The 22,305-nt window shown below is 67.3% G+C and carries 18 protein-coding genes; 13 read left to right on the forward strand and 5 right to left on the reverse strand.

Annotated features, from left to right (window positions below; genetic code table 11):
* Positions 1 to 16 precede the first annotated feature (16 nt).
* Complete coding sequence (locus ACO2RV_RS00640; protein WP_423288734.1) at positions 17 to 949, forward strand: serine hydrolase; 933 nt, start codon at positions 17 to 19, stop codon at positions 947 to 949.
* 153 nt (positions 950 to 1,102) lie between these two features.
* On the opposite strand, the gene ACO2RV_RS00645 is transcribed toward ACO2RV_RS00640, so the two are convergent.
* Positions 1,103 to 1,999, reverse strand: coding sequence for a LysR substrate-binding domain-containing protein (locus ACO2RV_RS00645; protein ID WP_423288736.1), 897 nt, complete (start codon positions 1,997 to 1,999; stop codon positions 1,103 to 1,105).
* A gap of 156 nt (positions 2,000 to 2,155) precedes the next feature.
* Here ACO2RV_RS00645 and phnA point away from each other — a divergent pair, with 156 nt between their 5' ends.
* From phnA to ACO2RV_RS00675, 6 genes are read left to right on the forward strand one after another with little or no spacing between them, the layout of a single operon-like run.
* Positions 2,156 to 3,415 (forward strand): phosphonoacetate hydrolase, encoded by a 1,260-nt coding sequence (phnA, locus tag ACO2RV_RS00650; protein WP_423288738.1) that lies wholly within the window; start codon positions 2,156 to 2,158, stop codon positions 3,413 to 3,415.
* Positions 3,416 to 3,418: 3 nt separating this feature from the next.
* Positions 3,419 to 4,738 (forward strand): alkaline phosphatase family protein, encoded by a 1,320-nt coding sequence (locus ACO2RV_RS00655; RefSeq protein ID WP_423288740.1) that lies wholly within the window; start codon positions 3,419 to 3,421, stop codon positions 4,736 to 4,738.
* Positions 4,735 to 6,294 carry an ABC transporter substrate-binding protein gene (locus ACO2RV_RS00660; protein ID WP_423288742.1) on the forward strand — a complete coding sequence of 520 codons (1,560 nt, stop codon included), beginning with the start codon at positions 4,735 to 4,737 and terminating at the stop codon, positions 6,292 to 6,294. The genes ACO2RV_RS00655 and ACO2RV_RS00660 overlap by 4 nt, the downstream gene beginning before the upstream one ends.
* A complete protein-coding gene (locus tag ACO2RV_RS00665; RefSeq protein ID WP_423288744.1) occupies positions 6,291 to 7,157 on the forward strand; it encodes an ABC transporter permease in 867 nt (288 codons plus the stop codon). The genes ACO2RV_RS00660 and ACO2RV_RS00665 overlap by 4 nt, the downstream gene beginning before the upstream one ends.
* Positions 7,154 to 8,077: an ABC transporter permease gene (locus ACO2RV_RS00670; RefSeq protein ID WP_423288746.1), complete on the forward strand. Its 924-nt coding sequence runs from the start codon at positions 7,154 to 7,156 to the stop codon at positions 8,075 to 8,077. The genes ACO2RV_RS00665 and ACO2RV_RS00670 overlap by 4 nt, the downstream gene beginning before the upstream one ends.
* A complete protein-coding gene (locus ACO2RV_RS00675; protein ID WP_423288748.1) occupies positions 8,074 to 9,759 on the forward strand; it encodes a dipeptide ABC transporter ATP-binding protein in 1,686 nt (561 codons plus the stop codon). Before ACO2RV_RS00670 ends, ACO2RV_RS00675 begins: the two co-directional genes overlap by 4 nt.
* A gap of 128 nt (positions 9,760 to 9,887) precedes the next feature.
* On the opposite strand, the gene ACO2RV_RS00680 is transcribed toward ACO2RV_RS00675, so the two are convergent.
* Genes ACO2RV_RS00680 through ACO2RV_RS00695 form a run of 4 tightly spaced genes read right to left on the reverse strand, consistent with a single transcriptional unit; the run spans position 9,888 to position 13,404 of the window.
* Positions 9,888 to 10,871: a biotin-dependent carboxyltransferase family protein gene (locus ACO2RV_RS00680; RefSeq protein WP_423288750.1), complete on the reverse strand. Its 984-nt coding sequence runs from the start codon at positions 10,869 to 10,871 to the stop codon at positions 9,888 to 9,890.
* Positions 10,864 to 11,733 (reverse strand): 5-oxoprolinase subunit B family protein, encoded by an 870-nt coding sequence (locus ACO2RV_RS00685; protein WP_423288752.1) that lies wholly within the window; start codon positions 11,731 to 11,733, stop codon positions 10,864 to 10,866. Before ACO2RV_RS00685 ends, ACO2RV_RS00680 begins: the two co-directional genes overlap by 8 nt.
* A gap of 13 nt (positions 11,734 to 11,746) precedes the next feature.
* Complete coding sequence (locus ACO2RV_RS00690; RefSeq protein ID WP_423288754.1) at positions 11,747 to 13,162, reverse strand: acetyl-CoA carboxylase biotin carboxylase subunit; 1,416 nt, start codon at positions 13,160 to 13,162, stop codon at positions 11,747 to 11,749.
* A 2-nt stretch (positions 13,163 to 13,164) separates the two neighbouring features.
* Complete coding sequence (locus ACO2RV_RS00695; RefSeq protein WP_423288756.1) at positions 13,165 to 13,404, reverse strand: acetyl-CoA carboxylase; 240 nt, start codon at positions 13,402 to 13,404, stop codon at positions 13,165 to 13,167.
* A gap of 150 nt (positions 13,405 to 13,554) precedes the next feature.
* Here ACO2RV_RS00695 and ACO2RV_RS00700 point away from each other — a divergent pair, with 150 nt between their 5' ends.
* The 6 genes from ACO2RV_RS00700 to ACO2RV_RS00725 all read left to right on the forward strand — a co-directional run bounded on the left by ACO2RV_RS00700 (position 13,555) and on the right by ACO2RV_RS00725 (position 22,263).
* Positions 13,555 to 14,532, forward strand: coding sequence for a LysR family transcriptional regulator (locus ACO2RV_RS00700; protein ID WP_423288758.1), 978 nt, complete (start codon positions 13,555 to 13,557; stop codon positions 14,530 to 14,532).
* An 87-nt stretch (positions 14,533 to 14,619) separates the two neighbouring features.
* On the forward strand, positions 14,620 to 15,345 hold the full coding sequence (locus ACO2RV_RS00705) for a LamB/YcsF family protein (RefSeq protein ID WP_423288760.1): 726 nt from the start codon (positions 14,620 to 14,622) through the stop codon (positions 15,343 to 15,345).
* A gap of 177 nt (positions 15,346 to 15,522) precedes the next feature.
* Positions 15,523 to 16,482, forward strand: coding sequence for a helix-turn-helix domain-containing protein (locus ACO2RV_RS00710; protein ID WP_423288762.1), 960 nt, complete (start codon positions 15,523 to 15,525; stop codon positions 16,480 to 16,482).
* Between the two features lie 35 nt (positions 16,483 to 16,517).
* Entirely contained in the window at positions 16,518 to 17,897 is a 1,380-nt protein-coding gene (locus ACO2RV_RS00715; RefSeq protein WP_423288764.1) for an aspartate aminotransferase family protein, read from the forward strand.
* Positions 17,898 to 18,284: 387 nt separating this feature from the next.
* Positions 18,285 to 20,309 (forward strand): hydantoinase/oxoprolinase family protein, encoded by a 2,025-nt coding sequence (locus tag ACO2RV_RS00720; RefSeq protein ID WP_423288766.1) that lies wholly within the window; start codon positions 18,285 to 18,287, stop codon positions 20,307 to 20,309.
* 4 nt (positions 20,310 to 20,313) lie between these two features.
* Entirely contained in the window at positions 20,314 to 22,263 is a 1,950-nt protein-coding gene (locus tag ACO2RV_RS00725; protein ID WP_423288768.1) for a hydantoinase B/oxoprolinase family protein, read from the forward strand.
* Positions 22,264 to 22,305 lie beyond the last annotated feature (42 nt).

The following is a 22,305-nucleotide window of genomic DNA, read 5'->3' on the forward strand; positions in this document are numbered from 1 at the left end:
TTTCCGAGGACCTGCCATGTTTTACGAGACCTCGCCGGCGCTGGACGCGCTGGGCAAGACGCTTGTTTCCGACATCCTCGCCCGGTATGCGCCGAGCGGCCTGCGGGCTGACGCCTTCGCGCTGACCTTGCTGCCCTTCGACGGCCCGCTGACCTTCACCGGCGGCGTCCACAAACCCGCCGGCTTCAGTCATAACGGTGCGCGGTCGTTCTATCCCTGCAGCGTCGTGAAGGCGTTCCATCTGGCGGCGATGGAAGCGGCCCTGGAAGCCGGCACGGTCGAGCCGCATGAGGAACTCGACCGTGCGATGCGCGACATGATCCTGTGGTCGAGCAACACGGCGACCAACTACATCATCGATCTGCTGACGGCCACGACCGGAGACACCCTGCTGCCGGCCGCCGAGATGCGTGCGTGGGCGGAAAGGCGCGATTCCATCAACCGCTATTTCGCCACCTATGGTTGGCCGGAAATGGCCGGCACGAACATCTGCCAGAAGCTGATGGATGACGAGCGCTACGGCCGGGAAAAGATCTTCTCGCGCTGGAACGGCCGCAACAACCACAATGCCCTGACGGCCGATGCCACGGCTCGCCTGTTCCACGCGATTTTCACCGGGCAGATCGTGACGAGCGAACGCTGTCGGCACATGATCCAGCTTCTCTCACGCCCACACGATGCCGAATTCGCGGCCAGACCGGCCGCGCAGGTGCGGGGCTATTTCGGGGAGGGATTGCCCGCTGCCGCCAAGCTCTGGTCGAAGTGCGGCTGCACGGCCTGGACCAACGATGTGGATGCAAGCTGGCGCCGGCACGACGCCGCCTATGTCGAGCTGGAGAATGGCCGCTCCTTCATCCTCACGGCCTTTACCGAAGGCGAGCAGGTTGCGCAGGACGTGACCGTCCTTCCCGGCATCGCGACCCTTGTGACAGAGCGACTTTCCGCGTGACGCAGCGATCAATGGCATCAGCGGTAAATCGGCGCTGTCGGCGGGCCGCGAGCGGAGACGCGAACGCCGCGTAAAGCCTAGCGCCATCGCCCGCGAACGAGAGAGCCGCTGAAGCGAGGCCAAGGTAATTTCGCGGGCGTGTACCACCCGTTCTTATGCCGGCAAACCTGAATCGATGGTCGCCGTACGCATGGCCCAGTCGGCGAAGGAGGCGGCAAGGCTCGCGCGTGTACCGGCTGGTGCATATCCCAGTCGGTATTCCGGCCCGATCACGCGCATGGCCGGGAACGGCTCGACAAGATCGCCTCGGGCCAGAAGGTCCGCGACGACTTCGATCGGAGCAGCGATCACGCCCTGGCCGGCGAGACAGGCTTCCAGCGCGATGTAAAAATGGCCGAAGCGCACGGCTTCGATGGCGCAATCGACCGACGCGTCGGCCGCCACCAGCCACCGCGCCAGTTCGCCGGGCCGTGTCACGGCCTCAAGCAGCTGCACGCCGGCCAGATCCGTGACCGAGCGCAGGCCGGCGGCGATTTCCGGCCGCGCCAGCAGCCCGATCTCCTCGCGCAGCAAGGTGACGCTGCGCAGGTCGCTGTGCAGCGCCTCGCCGCGCCGGATCACCACGTCGAACGGAATGTCGCGCCACTTCTCGCCCGTATGGATCGGGCGAACGCGGACGTCGACATGGGGAAACTCCGCCTCAAAGGCCGGCAGGCGCGGAATGAGCCAGCGCATGGCGAAGGTGGCGGGCGCGATGACCTCCAGCACCTCCGCCGCCTCGAGTGGCATGAAGGTATCGACAGCAGATGTGAGAAGGTCGAGCGCCGCGCCAGCGGCGGAGGCGAGCCGCAGTGCCGATGGCGTCGCCTTCATGTGTCGCCGGTTGCTCTCGAACAGTGGCGCGCCCAGCCAACCCTCCAGCACCGCGAGCTGCTTGCTCACCGCGCTATGGGTGACGCCGAGTTCGTCGGCCGCCGCCGTAACGCTGCCGATGCGCGCCACCGCCTCGAATGCCACGATCGCCTTCAAGGGCGGAAGACTGCGCCGCATGCTTTCGTTCCAAAAGCTCACACAATGACAGAACTAATATCGCTTTACTCACACAGAGTATAGTCAATAATAAAGCTACAAAATACGATAGCTTGAAGAAAGAAAAGAAGTAACCATAGCTTTCGTTTGCGACATTTTAATAACGGAATCCATAAAATGGATATTATGACGACCGGTGCCGGTGCGCCGCGCGACCACATCGTCGTGAACGGACGAGATTACCGCAGGCCGCAGCGCACGACCGTCGTGATCTGCTTTGATGGGTGCGACCCCGATTATATCGAGGCCGCCACGCAGGCCGGCGTCACCCCGACGCTAGACGCGATGCGCAGCCGCGGGCATTTCGCGCTCGCCGATGCGGCCATGCCGACCTTCACCAACCCGAACAACGTGTCCATCGTCTGCGGTGCACCGCCCTCCGTGCATGGTGTGGCGGGCAATTTCTATCTGGACCGCGCCACCGGCGAGACGGTGATGATGCTCGATGCCGCGCTGATGCGCGCGCCCACCATTCTGGCCGGCCTCGCCGAAATCGGCAGCAAGGTTGCCGTGGTCACGGCGAAGGACAAGCTGCGCAAGGCGCTGGCCTTCGGTCTCGACGGCATCGCCTTCTCCGCCGAGTGCGCCGAAAGCACCACCGAGGCTGAGCACGGCATCGCCGACGCCGCCGGCTTCGTCGGCCTGGGCAAGCCCGACCAGTACTCCGCGGCGCTGTCGCTGTTCGTGCTCGACGCGGGTATCCGGCTGATCGAGGCTGGCCGTGCCGAGGTGCTCTACCTCTCGCTCTCCGACTATGTGCAGCACAAGCACGCCCCCGACGCTCCGGAGGCTCTGGCCTTCATGGCGGCGGTGGATGCCCGCGTTGCGCGGCTGGTCGAGCTCGGCGCCGTGGTCGGCATCACTGCCGATCATGGCATGTCCGACATGTCGCAGCCCGACGGCACGCCGCGTGTGACCTATCTCGGCGACGTGCTCGACGCTGCCTTTGGCCAGGGGGCGACGCGGGTGATCTGCCCGATCACCGATCCCTTCGTGCGGCATCACGGCGCTCTCGGCGGGTTCGTGCGGGTTCACGTCCTCGATGAGGGCGTTTCTCGCCAGGCGGTGCGCGATCTCCTTGTCGGCCAGCCGGGCGTCGCGCTTGTCCTGTCCGGAGCAGAGGCCGCGTCCCGCTTCGAGATGCCGGAGGACCGCGAGGCGGATTTCGTCGTTGTGGCCGAACCCGGCGTCGCGCTCGGGGCCCGCGCGGTGGACCACGACATCAGCCAGCTTGCCGGCGAGCGGCTGCGCTCCCATGGCGGCCTGTCGGAACAGCGCGTGCCGTTCCTGCTGTCGCATCCCGTAGCGAACGCGGAGGAAGGCCACCGGCTGCGCAACTTCGACATTTTCGACGTCGCGCTGAACCGGGTGGGCTGAGCCATGCGCCGCGCTGTTCTCGTCATCCTCGACGGCCTGCGTCGTGACTTCGTCGATGCGCAGCGCACGCCGCATCTGGCGGTGCTGCGTGAGCGCGGCACGTTCTTTCCCGCCTATCGCTCCGCCTTTCCCTCCGCGACGCGGGTGGTGTCCTCGACGCTCGCCACCGGCTGCTGGCCGGCGCGGCACGGCCTGCACGGCAACTCCATGGTGCTGGTCGAGGAGGGCAGGCCGGTGCGCCACGATGCCGGGCATCCGGACTTCCTCCAGCACAAGCGCCGCGTGACCGGCCGCTCGCTCGCGGTGCCCACCCTTGCGCAGCGGGTCGCCGGCCATGGCGGGGCGATGATCTTCAATAATGTCTCGCCCGGCGCTGCCTATGCTCATGATCCGGACGGCCACGGCCGGGTCTTTCATCGCGCCGGTTCCTTCGGCCCCGGGCGGGTGCCGCTCGACAACGGGCTCGACGTCACGCTGGACGCGGCCGGCGACACCGACATGACCACGCGCTTCATCGCCGAAGCGCTCGCACCCGGCGGGCCGGCGCTCGCCGTGCTCTGGATGGGCGAGCCGGACCATATTCAGCACGAAACACCGCTGGGCTCGCCGCTACAACTCGCCGTACTCAAGCTCGCCGACGCCAATCTCGGCCGCGTCATCGCCGCGGTGGAGGCACGGCGCGCCGAGGGCGAGGAGGTGCTGCTGATTGCCGGCTCCGATCATGGCCACGAGACGGTCACCGGCGTTATCGACATTGAAGAGGAACTCGTCGCGGCGGGTCTCAAGGTCGATCTTCATTCCGACGATGTCGTCGTCGCCGCGAACGGTACGTCGGCGCTGATCTATCTGCATCCCGATCATGAGGGCCGGCGCGACCGGCTGGACGATTTCCTGCGTAGCCGTCCGTGGGCCGGCGCGGTGTTCGGTGGCGATGAACTCGGTGCGGTGGGGCAGGTGCCGGTCGGCGCCCTAGCCTTCGCCGTGTCGATGAAGGGCAATGAGGCGCCTAACGCCTTCGGCACTCCCGGTTCGTGCCTCGCCGTCAGGCCGCAGGGCGGCAAGGCGGACCGTCTCGGCTTCGGCCAGCATGGCGGGCTGAACGCCCATGAACAGTCGCCGGTGCTCGTCATTGACGGTGCCGGCTTCACTTCGGGCGAACGGTCCGCGCCGGTGGCGGTGGTCGACATCGCTCCCACCATCCTCGCCCATCTCGGCCTGCCGGCCGACCACCTCGACGGCCGTGCCCTTCAGGATGCCGAACCGCCGCGTTCGGCCGCCCGCGCCTTTTCCCTTCAGATCCCCGTTTCGGAGAACTGCCGATGACCACGCTCAGTCTCAGCCGTCGCACATTTCTCGTCGGTTCCGCTGCCTTCGGCCTTGGCGGCGGTCTGGTCGGCCTTCCCTCCCAGTTTGCCCGCGCCGCCGCCGATCCCCAGCGCGGCGGCGTGCTGCGCTATGCGACCCTCGGCCTCGACACGGCTGATCCGCACCGCCATACGGGCTCCATCGCCGTCCAGCAGATCTATGTCGAGGCGCTGACCTCGATCGGCGATGACGGCTCGGTCACGCCCTTTCTCGCCGAGAGCTTCGTGATCTCGCCGGACGGCAAGACCTACACCTTCACGCTGCGCGAGGGTGTGAAGTTCCACAATGGTGAGGTGATGAGCGCCGACGACGTGGTCGCCAACATCGCCCGCGTCAAGGAGAAGGTGAAGGGCGGCTGGCTCGCCTCGGCGATGAAGCTGGTCGACACCGTGAGCGCAGCGGATGCCCGCACCGTGGTCATCGCCATGCGCGAGCCCTATGCGCCACTGGCGAACCTGATGTCCGAGCTGTGGATCCTCTCGCCTAGATCTCCGGGCTGGGACGACACCATCACCACCCCGATCGGCACCGGCCCCTTCACCTTCGGCGAATGGCAGCCCAAGGTGAAGCTGACGGCGCCCGCCAACACGTCTTATTGGCGGCCGGGGATGCCGTATCTCGCCGCGATCGAGGCTGATCTGCGCGACGGCGCGGACCGACAGCTCGCCCTGCGCGCCGGCGAGATCGACATCGCCAGCGTGCCGGCGGACATCGCCAAGCAGCTTGCCAAGGACCCCAACCTGCGCGTTTCCCAGCTGAAGGATGCTGGCTGGTATTTCGTCGCCTTCAACAACCGCAAGCCCCGTCCGCCCTTCAACGATGTACGCGTGCGTCAGGCGCTCACCTACGCCATCGACAAGGCCGCGTTCATCAACTTCGCCTCGGCCGGGACCGGCGTTGTCTCCAACCAGCTGGTCGGCCCCGGCAATGTCTATTTCGACGACGCACTGTTCAAGGCCGACCCGCATGCCAAGGCGGACCTCGCCAAGGCCAAGGCGCTGCTGAAGGAGGCGGGCGTCGACCCCTCCAAGGAAACCATTGAGTTCGTCTCCTGGCAGGAGAGCTATCCCCAGGTCGTGGTGCAGATGGTGCGCAAGCTCGGCTTCAACGTGAACCATGTCGCGCTCGACGACATCGGCACCCAGAAGCGGCTCGGTCAGTACGACTGGGACATGAACTGCATGAGCTCTGGCCCGCGCGCCGACATCTTCCTGCGCTATGTGCGGATGATGAGCGACGGGCCGAACCCGGTGCTGTGGGGCGGCATCCAGGATCCGGCCTTCGACGCGCTGGTGAACAAGGCGGTGGCCGAAACCGATCTCGCTACCCGCCGCCAGCACTATCTCGACGCCTGGAAGATCGTGACGGACAAATACTATGTCGTCGCGCTCGGCATGGATGCCGACCAGATCGTCATCCGCAAGGGCGTCGAGGGCTATGAGCCCGGCTTCACCTGGTCGCCCAACCGGGTGGATGGCGGCGTCGCCCAGACCTGGCTCGCGGGCCGGTCGTGAGCCTCGCGCTCCCTGCCGGAGCCCGCGAAACCGTGCGCCGGGGCCTTGCCCCACGCACGGTGATCGCCGCACTGGTGCTGGCGCTGATCATCGCACTGGCGCTTGCCGCCCCGCTGGTCGCGCCGTTCGATCCACTCGACCAGGATTTGCTGGCACTGAACCAGCCGCCGGGCCCGGAGCATTGGCTGGGCACCGATCACATGGGGCGGGACGTGTTCTCCCGCCTCGTCATAGGCGCCCGCACCACACTGGCGGTCGGCTTCGGCGGGGCGCTGGTCGCCTTCGTCCTCGGCGCCGGCCTGGGCCTCGTCGCGCTGTCCTTCGGGCGGGTCGCGGAGACGGCGATGTTCGCACTCATCGACCTTGTGCGTGCCATGCCGGACGTGTTGCTGGCGCTGCTGCTGATCGTGGCACTGGGGGCGGGCGCGCAGCCGGTGATGATCGCACTCGGCATCGCCTTCGCGCCGTTCTTTGCCTATGTCGCCCGCGCCACGTTTCACCGCGAGGTGGTGAAGGACTATGTCACGGCCGCGCGGCTGTTCGGTGGCGGCAGGCTGCATGTGCTGCGCCTGCACCTCGCGCCGAATCTCGTCGGCGGGCTCGTTACCCAGGCGGCGATCCTGCTGCCGCGTTGCGTGGTGACGGAATCGGTGCTGAGCTTCCTCGGGCTCGGTTCCTCGCCGGACCAGCCGACCTGGGGCCGCATGGTGGCCGATGCCAGCCACTATATCGAGTCTTCTCCGCACGCCATTCTGGCGCCGGTGATCGCGATCATCCTGCTCACCCTGTCGCTGTCATTCGTCGGCGAAGCGGTGCGCCGGCGGCTTGATCCGCTGCGCGCGGCTGGAGAGGCCGCGCTATGAGGGCTCTCCTCCACCGGCTCGCGCCCTTTGCCGTCACCCTCGCTCGGATGCTGGCGCAGGCCGCCGGCATCGTCGTCATCGTCTTCCTGCTCGCCCGGCTCGTGCCCGGCGACGCGGTCGATGTGAAGGGCCTCGAAGGCGATCTCACCGCCGCCCAGCAGGCCGATCTGCGCCAGCAACTCGGGCTCGACCGTTCCGTTGCCGAGCAGTTGGCCGTGTGGAGCGGCCGGATGCTTAGGGGCGATTTCGGCGTATCGATCCGTTTCGACCGCCCCGTGTCGGACATGCTGGCGACGGCCCTGCCGACGACGCTGCTCTTCACGGCGCTCAGCTTCACCGCCGCCCTCGTCATCGCGCTCGGCGTCGCGGTGGGGGCGGTGACGACGGGCAGCCGCGTGCTGCGCGGGCTGGTCGATCTGTTCAATGTCTGGTCGATCGCCCTGCCCACCTTCTGCGTCGGCGTGGTCGGCATCCTCGTCTTTTCCATCTGGCTCGGCTGGCTGCCCGTGCTGGGTTCGATGGTGCTGCCGGTGATCATCATCGGCATCGACAGCGCCGGGCTGATCGTCAAGCCGCTACACGAAGAGCTTCGCGAGGCGGCGACCTCCGCCCATGTCCGCACCGCCCGCGCCAAGGGCCTGGCGCCCTGGCGCATCGCCCTTCGCCACCTGCTGCCGACGGCCATACCGGTGCTGCTGGCGCTCTCCGGTCTCGTGCTTACCAGTCTCGTGGCCGGCACGCTGACCATGGAAGTGCTGTTCGGCCTGCCGGGCGTCGGCAGCCTGCTGCTCAACGCCATTCATGGCCGCGACTATCCGGTCATCCAGGCGGCGATCCTTGTCATTGCCGTCGCGCTGGTGGCGATCAATGCCGCCACCGACCTCCTCCATCGACTGATCGACCCGAGGATGACGTCATGACCGAAACCCTGCTCTGCCTGCACAATCTGGTCGTCAGCGCGGCCGGACGGCGGCTGGTCGACGGCGTCTCGCTCGATCTCGAGGCCGGGCGCACCCTCGCCATCATCGGTGAATCCGGCTCCGGCAAGTCGCTCACGGCTCTGTCGCTGCTTGGCCTGTTGCCCGAGGAACTCGTCATCGATCCGACGACCCGCATCGCGGTGGAGGGGCGCCCCCTTGCGCCGCGTGACGAGCGCGCATGGCGGGCGCTGCGGGGACGCCGCATTGCCATGGTGTTCCAGGATCCGATGGCGTGCCTCAATCCTTTCATGCGGGTCGGCACCCAGATCGATGAAGCGCTTCAGCGCGCCGGCGTCGCTTCGCCTGCGGAACGCCGGAAACGGATCGAGGCACGCCTCGCCGAAGTGGAGCTGCCCGATCCGGCAGTTCTTGCCCGCCGCTACCCGCACCAGCTTTCCGGCGGCCAGCAGCAGCGGGTGATGATCGCCATGGCGCTGGCCGGTGAGCCGGACATTCTCATCGCCGATGAACCGACCAGCGCCCTCGACGCCAGCGTGCAGGCCGACATCGTGGCGCTTCTGGCGAGGCTGCAGGCGAAACGCCGGCTCGCTCTTCTGATCATCACCCACGACCTCGCGGTCGCCGGCACGCTCGGCCATACCATCGCGGTGATGCAGCACGGCCGCATCGTCGAGACCGGGCCCGTGGCGGAGGTCATCGGCCGGCCGCGCCATCCCTACACCGCTCATCTCGTCAGCGCGGGGAGCCGCTTTGCCGACGTGCCGGCACCGACCCTGCCGCGTCACGTCGTGGCCGCCGCCGAAGGCGTGTGTATCGACTATGCCGCCCGCCGGCTGTTCGGTGCTTCGTTCCGCGCCGTGCACGGCGCCTCGCTGTCCTTGCAGGCCGGCCGCACTGTCGGGCTGCTCGGCGAATCCGGCTCCGGCAAGAGCACGCTCGCCGCTGCGCTCGCCGGGCTGCGGCCGCTGGCGGGCGGGAATGTCCGTCTGCTCGGCCATGTGATCGAGCCGGGCGGGAGGCCGCTGCCGAACGCATTGCGGCGCCGCTGCCAGATGGTGTTCCAGAATCCCTACGGCGCGCTCAATCCCCGGCTCACCCTTGGCCGCGCGCTTGCCGAACCGTTGGCGCTGGCAGGAGTGCCGGGGGCGGAACGAGCGACCCGCATCGCCGATGGCCTCACCGAGGTCGGCCTCAGTGCCGACCATGCCGCGCGCTACCCGCACCAGCTTTCCGGCGGCCAGCGCCAGCGCGCCTGCATTGCGCGTGCTCTGCTGTGCGACCCCGAAGTGCTGATCTGCGATGAGGTGATCTCGGCGCTCGACATGACGGTGAAGGTGCAGATCCTGGAGCTGCTGAAGCGGCTACAGGCGGAACGCGGCTTTGCCATGCTGTTCGTCGGCCACGACATCGAGGCGGTGCGCTGGATTTCCGATGAGGTGCTCGTGATGCATCAGGGGCGCATCGTCGAGAGCTGCCGATCGGAGGAACTGGATCTGGTGCAAGTCCGCGATCCGTATACGCGACGTCTGCTGTCCGCCCGGCTGATGTCGCGGCCCGACGAAGGCTCTACGGTCGACGCCCGTATCGGGCAACTGAGGTCCAATGGCGCGGCCGGCACCGAAGCTATGCCGGTCTTCACCTCTGCGGCCCAGTCTTCATAGCAATGCCCGCAGGCCGACCGGTTCAATGGCATCCGCGGTCGTGGCGTCATGTCGGCCAGCGCACCAAGGCGACCCGGCATTCTCCCCTCACGGGATATAGGGACTGCCTGCCGCATGGGTCATCGGCGCTATAGTGACAGTTTCAGTTTCTCGACCCGCGCGGTTTCCACCGCCCGCGCCTTGAGCGCTTCCTCCAGCGTCACGGCGGTGAAGCGCACGGGCTGGTGCGGCTGCAACTGCCCGATCAGGTCCATGTCGGCCGAGATCACCGTGCCGATCATGAAATAGCCGCCACCCGACACCGCGTCGCGGTGCAGCACGATCGGCTCGGTGCCGCCCGGCACCTGGATCGAGCCGTAGGGATAGCAGCTGTCGACGATGTTGGAGGGGTCGGAGCCGGCGCCGAAGGGCTGTTTCCGCGGCACGAAGTCGAGCTTCTTGCCACCGCGGAAGCGGTAGCCGATGCGATCCGCCTCTGGCGCCACCTTCCACGTATCCTCGAAGAAGCCGACCTGCGCCCCTTCGGTGATGCGGTGCCAATAGAGGCCCGGCACCACCCGGATTTCCATGCCGCTTGCCTGCACGGGACGGCGGCCCGACGCCGGCAGTGTCGCGCCCTCGCGCCCGGTGGCCGTCGGCGCCCCCAGTGGCACAACATCGCCCGCCTTCAGCGCGCGGCCCTCGAAGCCGCCCAAGGCGCCGAGCGCATAAGTCGAACGCGAGCCGAGCACCTCCGGCACGTCGATGCCGCCATTGATGGCGATATAGGCCCGCGCGCCGGCCTTGAGGAAGGCGAAGGACAGCACCTGCCCAGCCTTTACCGCGAAGGTGGTCCACAGCGGCTGCTCGACGCCGTCGAGCCTGGACGGCAGCTCGGCGCCGGTGATGGCGACGAGTGCGTCGGCGGAGAACCGCAGTTCCGGGCCGAGGAACACTGCCTCCAGTCCGGCCGCGCCGTCGGGATTGCCGACCAGGCGGTTGGCGGCGATCAGCGCGAAGCGGTCCATCGCGCCGGAGAGAGGCAGACCGAGATGATAGTAGCCCGGCCGGCCGAGATCCTGCACGGTGGTGGCAAGGCCGGGCTTGACGACCTCGAAGGAGCGCTCAGCCATTGAGGGCCTCCAGCAGCTTGGCGTTGGTGCCGGCGGGATCGGCGGTGAAGGCGTCGAGCGAGAAGGGCACGGACACGATCTTCGGCTCGAAACGCCCCTCGTCGATCACTGCAACGGTGGCGTCGTACTCCGCGCGCTCGATGGCGCGGAACTTGATGATGTCGCCGGGGCGGAAGATCATCAGATCCTTGAGGTAGCTGATCTTTCCCGAGGGGTCGTAGATCGGCATCGGGGTGACGCCGAACATCTGGTAGCCGCCGGCGCCGCGCACCGAATAGATGCAGCCGAAGCAGCCGCCATGGCCGATGGTGAGGCGCGGCGTGTCGGTGCGGGGGCGCAGATATTTCGGCACCTCGATCTGCTTGGCCCGCTCCACCAGCTGGTAGGTGAAGGGCAGGCCGGCGACGAAGCCGACCATGGAAACAAACCACGGGGCGGCGGCGTGCGCCGCGATGAAGCTGGCCACATCCTCGAAATTGTTCATCCGCGCCGCATATTGCAGGTCGGTCGAATTCGGGTCCTGGTGACGTTCGCGGAAACGCATCAGCGTCTCGTTGGTCCACGGATCGTCGTAGAGCACCGGAATCTCGATGATGCGGGTGGCGATGGTCTTTTCAGTGCTCTCCGCCGCCGCCTCGAAGCTTTTCAGCTCCGCCATGAGATCCTGCGGGGCGATGAGGTCGGGGTTGAACTTGATCTGGAACGAGGCGTTGGCCGGGCAGATCTCGGTGACGCCGGCGATGTTCGCCTCGCGCACCGCGTTGGTCATGGACAGGCTCTTGAAGAAGGCCTCCAGCGACATCTCCTCGTCGACCTCGACGAAGATGTGCTCGTCGCCGCCGAATGAATAGCGCGTCTGCATCCCGGTCGATCCCTCAGGCTGGAGTGGCATTGATGGGCGAGGCAGGCACGGCGGGTAGCGCGGCCGGGGCGGCGGCCAATGGCGCGCTGGCGAGCCACTCTTCCAGCCAGCGCGTATGGACCGTGCCTGCCCGCACCGTCGGATCTGCGGCCAGCGCGCGGTGCAGCGGCGCGGTGGTCGGCAGCCCCTCTATCGTCAACTCGCCGAGCGCACGGTCGAGCCGGGCGATCGCAGCCGTGCGGCTCTCATCATGGGCGATCAGCTTGCCGAGCAGCGAGTCGTAGAAGGGCGGCACGGTGTAGCCGGCATAGAGCAGCGTATCGAAGCGCACGCCCAGGCCGCCCGGCACGGCAAGCGCGCTCACCGTGCCGGGCGAGGGCCGGAAGTCGGCGGCCGGATCCTCGGCGCAGATGCGTGCCTCGATCGCGTGCCCCTTCAGCGCGATATCCTGCTGGCGCAGCGCCAGAGGTTCGCCCATGGCGATGCGGATCATCGCCCGCACCAGATCGACGCCCGTCACCATCTCCGTGACGGGATGCTCCACCTGAATGCGCGTGTTCATCTCGATGAAGAAGAACTCGCCGGTGGCGTCGTCGAACAGGTATTCCAGCGTGCCGGCGCCGCGATAGCCGACGCGCTCGGCAAGACGCACCGCCGAGGAACAGAGAGCGGCGCGCTGCGCGGGTGTCAGGCAGGCGGCGGGTGCCTCCTCCCACACCTTCTGGCGGCGGCGCTGCAGCGAGCATTCGCGCTCAAAAAGATGCACCGCGCGCGTCCCGTCGCCGAGCACCTGCACTTCGATATGCCGGGCGCGGCCGATGAAGCGTTCGAGATAGAGCCCGCCATCGCCGAAGGCGGCACGTGCCTCGCCGCTCGCCTGCGGGAACTGGACCGCGAGTTCCGCTTCGTCGCGGGCGACGCGAATGCCGCGCCCGCCGCCGCCGGCCGCGGCCTTGATCATCACGGGATAGCCGATGCGTGCGGCCTCCAGCTTCGCCGTATCGAGATCGGCGACCACGCCCTCCGTGCCGGGCACGGTCGGCACGCCGGCGGCCTGTGCCTCCTGACGGGCGCGCGCCTTGTCGCCCATCTGGCGGATCGTTTCCGGCTTCGGGCCGATGAAGACGAGACCGGCCTCCTCCACCTGCTGCGCGAAATCGGCATTCTCGGACAGGAAGCCATAGCCTGGATGCACCGCGTCGCAGCCACTCTCCAGCGCCGCGCGCACCACGGCTTCCTTGTTGAGATAGGACTTGGTGGCGTGGGCGGGGCCGACGTTGGCGAGGGCATCGGCAAGCCTGGCGGCGAGCATGTCGCCATCGGCCGCGCTCACCGCCTGCACCGTTCTCAGCCCCAGCTCACGAGCCGCGCGGATGATGCGCACCGCGATCTCGCCGCGGTTGGCGATGAAGATCGTCGAGACGCCCATGGTCAGGCGTCGAGATCGTAGAGCGGCTGGCCCGCCATCACCGCGTCCTCGTTTTCCACGTGGAAGGCGGCGAGCGTGCCCGCTTCCTCGGCGACGACCGGCGTGAAGGACTTCATCACCTCGATCAGGCCGATCGTGTCGCCAACGGCAATCGCATCGCCTTCCAGCTTGAAGGGCGGCTCGCCGGGCGCGGCCGCCCGGTAGAAGGTGCCGGGAAGCGGGGCCTGTATCGTCTTCGCCATCGCGTTGCCTCCATCGAAGCTGCGGTTCATCGTTGCGGCAAGAGTTGCAAAAGACGCCTCGATCGAGAAATAGCATTAAGGAATTCGGGACATCAGGAAATCAGATAGCATGACGGGACCCTACCTCGCCGACCGGCTCCGAGGACCGCCATGTCGATTTCGCTCAAGCAGATCCGCTACTTCGTCGCCGCCGCCGAGACCGGGCGGATCAGCCAGGCGGCCGTTGAGCTAAATGTCTCGCAATCGGCGGTCACCGCCGCCATCCAGCAGCTGGAGGCGATGCTCGGCGCGCGGCTGCTCGACCGCACCCCGACGGGCGTGAGTGTGACGCTGGAAGGCAGCCGCTTCCTGTCCCAGGGCCGGCAGATCCTCACCGCGGTCGCCGAGGCGGTGCGCGACGCCCGCCACTCGACCGACCCGATCTCCGGCACGGTACGCGTCGGTGTCACCTACACGGTGTCCGGCTATTTTCTGCCGCGCCACCAGATGCGCTTCCAGTCGAGCTTTCCCGGCATCACCATCGAATTGTTCGAGGCGCCGCGCTCGGTAGTAGAGCAGGCTCTGGTCGATGGGGTGTTGGATGTGGCGGTGCTGCTGGTCTCCAATCTGAAGAACAGCGAGGATCTCGCCAGCCAGCTGCTGCTGCGCTCGGCGCGCCGGCTGTGGCTGGCTCCCTCGCATCCGCTCACCCGGCCGGAGCGCGTGAGCCTCGCCGATGTGGCGCGCTACCCCTATGTCATGCTCACCGTCGACGAGGCCAAGCACACGGCGCTGCGCTACTGGAGCGCGCAGGGGCTGGAGCCACGCACCATCTTCCGCACCTCCTCGGTGGAGGCGGTTCGTTCCACGGTGGGGGGTGGCATGGGCGTGACCATCCTGTCCGATCTCGTCTACCGACCCTGGTCGCTGGAGGGGCAGCGCATCGAGGTGCGGGACGTTGCCGACGACGTGCCGAGCATGGATGTCGGGCTTGCCTGGAAGCGCGACGTCGGCTTTACCCCTGCCGTGCAAGCCTTTTGCGACTTCCTGCGTTTCGCGGTGGCCGGCCACACTGGCGGGCGCCCTGCCGCCGCTGGGGAGCCGCGGCCCGTCGCCGGGGAGCAGCATCACGGGGACATCGAAAATTGAGATATCGGCTTCCGCTTAATACGATTTGACGCTTGCCGCCTCGCTTCGCCACGCTTCGTCCCGTCATCGGGCAAGTGGAGAGCGGGCATGGGTGTCGTCATCAATTGCGACATGGGCGAGGGGTTCGGCCTATATCGCTGCGGCGACGACGCCGGCATCATGCCGCATATCGATATCGGCAACGTCGCCTGTGGCTTCCATGCTTCCGACCCGATGGTGATGCGCGAGACGGTGCGTCTTGCGGTCGAATGCGGCGTGGCAGTGGGCGCCCATCCTTCCTTTCCGGACCTGCAGGGCTTCGGCCGGCGCGACATGGCGATGACGCGTGCGGAACTCGCTGCCTGCGTGCTCTACCAGATCGGCGCCCTGAAGGCGTTCCTCGACGATGCCGGCCTCCCGCTGAATCATGTGAAGCCGCACGGGGCTCTCTACGGTGCCGCGATGCGCCGCGAGGAGGTGGCGCAAGCCGTCGCCGATGCCGCCCTGGTTTATGGCGTGCCGGTGATCGGCATGGCCGGCACGCTGCACGAAGAAGTCTATCGCAGCCGCGGCCTCACCTTCGTCTCGGAATATTATGCCGATCTCGACTACGATCCCGCGGGCGCGCTGCTGATTACCCGCGAGCATGCGGCGCGCGATCCCGTGGAGGCGGCGCGCCGGGCGGTGCGGATGCTCGCTGAGGGCAAGGCGACGACCATTGACGGCCGGGACTTCGACATGAAGGCCGACACGATTTGCATCCACTCCGATACGCCGAACGCGGTAGAGTTGGCTCGTGTCTTGAAAGAGGCGGTGCGGCCCTGGCTTGCCTGATCGCCGGCCGTTGAGGCCGAGGTCCGGCAGGACCGCCGGCACCTGCGGGCATGCCGCGAGCCGCGTTCGGCCTGTAACGTGCCTGTTGAAGCCGCGCCGGTGCGTCGCAGATGCGCGAGCGTGCCGGCCTCGGGGACGTCCCGCGGACGTCCCGCATTTGGATCGGAGGAGCGTGACATGCGTGCCAGCTACTCGACCGATCAGGCGGCGCCGATGCAGAGGCGCCAGTTCTGGAAGGACGCCGTCTCCAGCACCTATTTCCCTCTCGACCTGCGCTTCGCTTCGGGCGACAGCTTCTCCGGCAACCTCGGCGCCTGGTCGCTGGGCCCGGTCTCGGTGTCGCGCAACGTGTCGGACGGCTTGCTCTACCGCCGCCATGAACGCCATCTCGTCGCCGAGCGCGAGGAAAGCTATCTCATCACCGTTCCCGAGCTTGCCGAGATCCGCTTCGAGCAGGACGGGCGGCAGGTGCATTGCCGGCCGGGCGCTTTTCTCATCGAGCGCAGCCATCTGCCCTACGAGTTCAGCCATAGGGATCCGGCGGCGCTGTGGGTCATGAAGGTGCCGAGCGCCGTGCTGCGGGCCCGCATCGCCCGGCCCGAACGCCTCGCCACATTGCAGTTCGATGCCCGCCGCGCGGTCGGCGCCATGTTCGTCGACATGCTGCGCCTGACCGGGGCGCGCATCGACGAAATGAACGAGCCGGCCCGTGCGCTGCTCGGCAAGCAGCTCGTCGACCTGCTTGCCATGGCGATCGAGGCGGACGAGCGGGTGCTCGCCGGCAATTCTTCCACGGTACGCAACGCGCATCTGCACCGCTGCGAGCATTTTGTCCGCGCGCGGCTGGGCGACATGCGGCTTTCGCCACAGATGGTGGCCGAAGGCTGCGGCATCTCGGTGCGCTACCTGCACCAGATCTTCGAGGCCGAAGGCATCACCGTCGGCGCCTATATCCGCAACCAGCGCCTGCTCGCCAGCGAGGCGATGTTGCGCGATCCTTACTGCCGCAAGTCCATCTCTGAAATCGCCTATGAATGGGGCTTCGGCGACCAGGCTCAGTTCAGCCGAAGTTATCGCGCCCGTTTCGGCTGCACGCCGAGCGAGGCGCGCGCCGCTTCCCGTTCCCCCGCAAATTGATCGCGAGGGCTTTCCTCACCCCCAAGGTTCCGAGCATGCTTCCCAACTCGCTGCACAGTCTGGACGTCGCCCACCACATCCATCCCGTCACCAATATGCGCCGGCATGAGCGCCAGGGGCCGATCGTCATCGACCGCGGCGCGGGCATCTATGTCTATGACGACGAGGGGCGCGAATATATCGAGGCGATGGCGGGGCTATGGAGCGTCGGCGTCGGATTCGGCGAGCCCCGCCTCGTCGCGGCGGCGACAAGGCAGATGGAGAAGCTGCCTTATTACCACGTGTTCTCGCAGAAGGCGCACGCTCCCTCGGCGCTGCTCGCCAGCAAGCTCGCGGAACTCGCCCCCACCGGCCTGACCCGCGTCTTCTTCACCAACTCCGGCGGCGAGGCCAACGACACCGTCATCAAGTTTGTCTGGTACTATAATAACGCTTTGGGCCGGCCGGAGAAGAAGAAGTTCATTTCCCGCGAGGGTGCCTATCACGGCATCACCATCGCCGCGGCCAGCCTCACCGGCCTGACCGGCAACCAGAAAGGCTTCGACCTCCCGCTCCCCTTCGCCCGGCACGTCTCGCGCCCGCATTATTACCGCAACGCCCTGCCGGGCGAGAGCGAAGCCGCCTTCGTCGAGCGATTGGGGCAGGAACTCGAGGACATGATCCTTGCCGAGGGGCCGGAGACGGTCGCCGCCTTCATCGGCGAGCCGCTGATGGGCGCGGGCGGGGTCATCGTGCCGCCCGAGGGCTACTGGCAGAAGGTGCAGGAGATCTGCCGGAAATATGACGTCCTCGTCATAGCCGACGAGGTGATCAACGGCTTCGGCCGGCTTGGCACGATGTTCGGCAGCGAAGCGCTCGGCATCGCGCCGGACATTCTGGTCTGCTCCAAGCAGATCACCTCTTCCTACCAGCCGCTCGCGGCCATCCTGATGAAGGATTCCATCTACCAGCCCATCGCCGACTATTCCGAGAAGCTCGGCGTGTTCGGCCATGGCTACACTACGGGCGCCCACCCGGTGGCGACGGCGGTGGCGCTGGAGAACCTCGCCATCATCGAGGAGCGCGGCCTCGTCGCCCGCGCTGCCGCCATGGGCGACTATATGCGCGCCGGCCTTGCGCGCTTCTCCGACCATCCGCTGGTGGGCGAGGTGCGCGGCATGGGCCTCATCGCCGCGGTCGAGCTGGTGGCGGACAAAGAGACCAAGGCGCGCTTCGATCCCGTCGGCAAGGTGGGCCTGCGGCTGTTCGACCGCGCGCATGACCACGGCCTGATCATCCGCGCCATCGGCGACTCCATCGCCTTCTGCCCGCCGATGATCATCACCGAAGCCGAAATCGACGAGATGCTGAGGCGGTTCAAGCTCACGCTCGACGACGTCACCAACTGGGTCGAAGCCGGCATGCCGGACGCCTGATCTCCGCAAGGGGCGCGGCCTGCCACGGTTCGACGGCGTCCGTCAGGGACGCTTCCATCTGCCGCCCGACGGGGCGGCGGGGCCCTGCGCTCGTCCTGGATTCCCTCGCTGCGGTGTGTCGCCATGCGCTTCGAACCACATGATAGTGCCCAATCGCAAGGCAGGCCCGGCGAGCGCCCGGAAAATGGTCTCCCTGCGCTCTGTGGCGCAAATCTTTCTGCACTCAGCGTCAAGAACAGCCGTCGCAAAGCACGTCTAATCCTTTCGACTGCTCCGACATTCCGCCGCCGGCCGACTGGGGACGAGGGCCTGGATCTCCGATCCGGCCGCTCGCTCAAAGGGGTGGTGCGTGCGGGTGGAGGAGCGCGTGCGAAAGGAAGCGCTGCCGTGCAGAATCTCCGCGTGGCCGTCGATGTCGGCGGCACCTTCACCGACATCTGCATCATGGACGAGGCGACCGGTCTCATCCGGATCGAGAAGACCTCGTCCACCCGCGATCCCATCGACGGGATCATGAGCGGTGTCGAGAAAGCCGGCATCGACCTCTCGCAGGTGGCGCTGTTCTCGCACGGCACCACGGTGGCGACCAATGCGCTGATCACCCGCCGCCTGCCGCGTGCCGCCGTGGTCTCGACCAAGGGCTTTCGCGACGTCATCGAGATCCGCCGCGCCAACAAGGAAGACCTCTGGGACGTCTACAAGGACGTGGTGCCGCCCTATGTGCCGCGCCGCGACCGGCTCACCGTGCCGGAGCGCGTCGACGCGGCCGGCCGGATCGTCGAGGCGCTGGACGAGGAGGCCGCCCGCGACGTCGCCCGCATCCTGAAGAAGCGCGGCGTCGCCACCATCGCGGTGTGCTTCATGAACGCCTATCTCAACGGCGCCAACGAGCAGCGCATGCGCGAGATTCTGAAGGAGGCGATGCCGGATATTCCGGTGTCCATCTCCTCGCAGGTGCTGCCCGAGATCTTCGAGCACGAGCGCTTCTCCACCACCGTGGCCAACGCCGTGGTGAGCCCCGTCGTGGTCGACTACACCACAAGGCTCGGCGAGCGGCTGGCCGATGGCGGCTATACCCGCGATCTGCTGCTGCTGCACACCGGCGGCGGCGTGATGACGCCGGCCAGCGTGAAGGACTTTGCCGCCCGCCTCGCGGGGTCGGGCATCGCTGCGGGCGCCATCGCCAGCCGCTATATCGCCGGGCTGTGCGGCTTCCCCAACTCCATCGGCCTCGACATGGGCGGCACCTCGACCGACGTGTCGCTCGCCTATGACGGCCAGTCGCGCGTCACCAAGGACTGGCACATCGAGTTCGGCTACCCGATCCGCTTTTCCTCCATCGAGGTGCTGACCATCGGCGCCGGCGGCGGCTCGCTCGCCTGGACCGATCCGGCCGGCGGCCTGCGCAACGGACCGCAATCGGCCGGCGCCTACCCCGGCCCGGCCTGCTACGGCAATGGCAACACGCAGCCCACCAACACCGACGCCAACATCACCCTCGGCCGTCTCGGCACCTCGCTGGCCGGCGGCAAGGTGCAGCTCGACCCGGAGCTTGCCCGCAGCGCGGTGGAGGAAGGCGTTGCCAAGCCGTTCGGCCTTGGCCTGCACGAGGCGGCGGACGCCATCGTCAGGGTCGCCAATGCCAACATGTCGGATGCGGTGCGGCTGATCTCCATCTCGCGCGGCTATGATCCGCGCGACTTCGCCCTCGTCGCCTTCGGCGGCGCCGGTGCGCTGCACGGGGTCGACGTCGCCCGCGAGCTCTCCATCCCCGTGGTGATCGTGCCGCCCAATCCCGGCGTCACCTCGGCGCTGGGCTGCCTTCTCGTCGACATGCAGCACGATTTCTCGCAGAGCTGCATGGTCGCAGCCGACGAGGCCGATCCCGCCGCTATCGAGGCGCAGTTCGCCGAACTGGAGCGGGAGGCGATGGCGCGGCTGACGCATGAGGGCGTCGCTGAAGCCGACATCGTGCTGCAGCGCTCCATCGACATGATGTATCGCGGCCAGTGGCGCTCGCTGGCGGTGAATGCGCCGCGTCCGATCGGCGCCATCGCCGATCTGGTCGGCAGCTTCCACGCCGAGCACAAGCGCGAATACAATTTCCGCCGCGACGACGCGCCGGTGAGCTTCTTCCGGCTCAACCTTAAGGCGATCGGCGTGGTGCCGAAGGCCGAGCTGGCCGTACATGCCCCCACCGGCGCCACGCCCGTGCCGGACTCCCGTCGCCGCGTCTGGTTCGACGGGGAAGGGCTCGATACCCCGGTCTACAACCGCGACGAACTGCCCTGCGGCTTCGTCTTCGAGGGACCGGCCATCGTCGAGCAGCTCGATTCCACCACCGTCGTTCCGCCCGGTGCCCGCGCCGAGGTCGACAAGTTCCTCAACATCATCATCCGCGTGAAGGGCTGAGACGATGGCCGAGCTCGACCCCGTGACCTTCGAGGTCCTCAAGAACTCCTTCATCACCAGCGTCGACCAGATGGGCGAGCAGATCCTGCGGACCTGCTACTCCTTCGTGATCTACAATCACGACTTCTCCAGCGCGCTGCACGACGCGAACGGCGAATGCGCCGCCCAGGGCAATGCCGACATCGCGGTCCATGTCGGCACGCTGCATTTCACCTGCAAGGAAGTGATGCGCCACTTTGCCGGCGACATGCACGAGGGTGACGTCTACGCCGTCAACGACCCTTACGCCGGCGGCACGCATTTTTCCGACGTGCGTCTCATCCGGCCGATCTTCGCCGACGGCAAGATCATCGCCTTCTCGCAGTCCAACGGCCACTGGTCGGATGTCGGCGGCTCGGTGCCGGGCTCATTCGATGTCTCCGCCAAGGAGATGTTCAAGGAGGGCCTGCGCATCACCCCGGTGCGGCTGTTCGACAAGGGCCGCTTCGTCAAGGACGTCGCCCACCTCATCGCCTCCAACACCCGCGACCCGGCCTCGATCATCGGCGACATCCAGGCGCAGGCTGAGGCGACCGCCGTGTGCCAGCGCGAAATCCTGCGCCTTGTCGGCAAATATGGCCGCGAGACGGTCGAGACCGGCCTTGCCGCTGTGCAGGACTATGTCGAGCGCTCGGCGCGCGCGCGCATCGCCGCGCTGCCGGATGGCGAGTGGGAGACGGTCGACTTCATCGACCGCGATCCGGCGGGCGGGGAGGGCATGATACCGATCCGCATCAAGCTCACCATCAAGGGTGATAAGGCGATCTACGATTTCACCGGCAGCCATCCCGTGATCGGCTCGATCTACAATTCCGCCTTCGGCACCACCTTCTCGGCGGTGGCGGCCGGGATGAAGACGTTCTTCCCCGACCTACCGCTCAATTCCGGCTTCTACCGCTGCTTCGAGATCATCGTTCCCGAAGGCTCCATCGTCGACGCGCAATGGCCGGTGGCGGTGACAGGCTTCCTGATGCCGTTCGAGAAGATCATGAACTCAATCTACGAGATGTGGTCGAAGCTGATGCCCGAGCGGGCGCTCGCCTGTGCGTTCAACCTCGAATACCTGCTCACCGGCGGACGTGATGCGCGCACGCCCGACAAGCCGATCTTCATGTTCTACGACTGGCTGCCGGGCGGCTGGGGCGGGCGCAACGGCAAGGACGGCGCCAATGTCACCACCGCCTGCTTCGGCACCGGCATGATGGCGCAGCCCGTGGAGGGCCAGGAGCGGGCCAATCCGATCCTGACCACCGAATGCGAGATCCTCACGGATTCGCCCGGTCCCGGCAAATGGCGCGGCGGCGCCGGCGTGGTGAAGACCTCGCTGATGCTGGCGGCGGAGAGGACCGTCATCTCCTACATCTGCGACCGCGAGCGCGCGGTGGTCTGGGGCATCGAGGGCGGCCTGCCCTCCATGCCGCACGGGCTCACGCTGAAGCGCGCGGGAGCGGACAAGGAGGAGCGGCTCGGCTCGATCTTCTCCGACGTGCCGATTGGTGAGGGCGACGTGTTCTCCCGTCCCACGGCCGGCGGCGGCGGCTTCGGCGATCCGCTCGAGCGCGATCCCGCTTTGGTGCTGGAGGATGTGAAGGACGACTACGTGTCGGCCGAGCGCGCCGCCAAGGACTACGGCGTCGTCATCCGCACCATCGACGCCGAGCTGTGTGAGTACGAGGTGGACGCACCGGCGACGGAGACGCTGCGCGCCGCCCAGCGGGGTGCGCGCGTCGCCGAGGTCCGCCTCGATCCGGAAGCGGTGGCCGCGCGCTACCGGGCCGGGGAGATCGACGCGCTCGACGCCATCCGCCGCCATGCGGTGATCCTCGACTGGGGCACCGGCGACCTGCTGCCCGAATCCACCCGCCAGTTCCGTGAGGTGTTCGAGCGCCGTTCCCTTGCCAACTGGAGGAACTGATCCTCAACGCCGCCTCGCGCGGCGGACTGTGCTTTCGGAAGG

It is taken from the genome of Ancylobacter sp. VNQ12 (assembly GCF_049445835.1).
GTDB lineage: Bacteria > Pseudomonadota > Alphaproteobacteria > Rhizobiales > Xanthobacteraceae > Ancylobacter.

Coding starts and splice junctions, on each gene's coding strand:
- ACO2RV_RS00675 (WP_423288748.1), top strand. CDS start 8,074: ATGACCGAAACCCTGCTCTGCCTGCACAATCTGGTCGTCAGCGCGGCC.
- ACO2RV_RS00700 (WP_423288758.1), top strand. CDS start 13,555: ATGTCGATTTCGCTCAAGCAGATCCGCTACTTCGTCGCCGCCGCCGAG.
- phnA (WP_423288738.1), top strand. CDS start 2,156: ATGGATATTATGACGACCGGTGCCGGTGCGCCGCGCGACCACATCGTC.
- ACO2RV_RS00655 (WP_423288740.1), top strand. CDS start 3,419: ATGCGCCGCGCTGTTCTCGTCATCCTCGACGGCCTGCGTCGTGACTTC.
- ACO2RV_RS00680 (WP_423288750.1), bottom strand. CDS start 10,871: ATGGCTGAGCGCTCCTTCGAGGTCGTCAAGCCCGGCCTTGCCACCACC.
- ACO2RV_RS00715 (WP_423288764.1), top strand. CDS start 16,518: ATGCTTCCCAACTCGCTGCACAGTCTGGACGTCGCCCACCACATCCAT.
- ACO2RV_RS00685 (WP_423288752.1), bottom strand. CDS start 11,733: ATGCAGACGCGCTATTCATTCGGCGGCGACGAGCACATCTTCGTCGAG.
- ACO2RV_RS00640 (WP_423288734.1), top strand. CDS start 17: ATGTTTTACGAGACCTCGCCGGCGCTGGACGCGCTGGGCAAGACGCTT.
- ACO2RV_RS00670 (WP_423288746.1), top strand. CDS start 7,154: ATGAGGGCTCTCCTCCACCGGCTCGCGCCCTTTGCCGTCACCCTCGCT.
- ACO2RV_RS00695 (WP_423288756.1), bottom strand. CDS start 13,404: ATGGCGAAGACGATACAGGCCCCGCTTCCCGGCACCTTCTACCGGGCG.
- ACO2RV_RS00705 (WP_423288760.1), top strand. CDS start 14,620: ATGGGTGTCGTCATCAATTGCGACATGGGCGAGGGGTTCGGCCTATAT.
- ACO2RV_RS00725 (WP_423288768.1), top strand. CDS start 20,314: ATGGCCGAGCTCGACCCCGTGACCTTCGAGGTCCTCAAGAACTCCTTC.
- ACO2RV_RS00660 (WP_423288742.1), top strand. CDS start 4,735: ATGACCACGCTCAGTCTCAGCCGTCGCACATTTCTCGTCGGTTCCGCT.
- ACO2RV_RS00710 (WP_423288762.1), top strand. CDS start 15,523: ATGCGTGCCAGCTACTCGACCGATCAGGCGGCGCCGATGCAGAGGCGC.
- ACO2RV_RS00645 (WP_423288736.1), bottom strand. CDS start 1,999: ATGCGGCGCAGTCTTCCGCCCTTGAAGGCGATCGTGGCATTCGAGGCG.
- ACO2RV_RS00690 (WP_423288754.1), bottom strand. CDS start 13,162: ATGGGCGTCTCGACGATCTTCATCGCCAACCGCGGCGAGATCGCGGTG.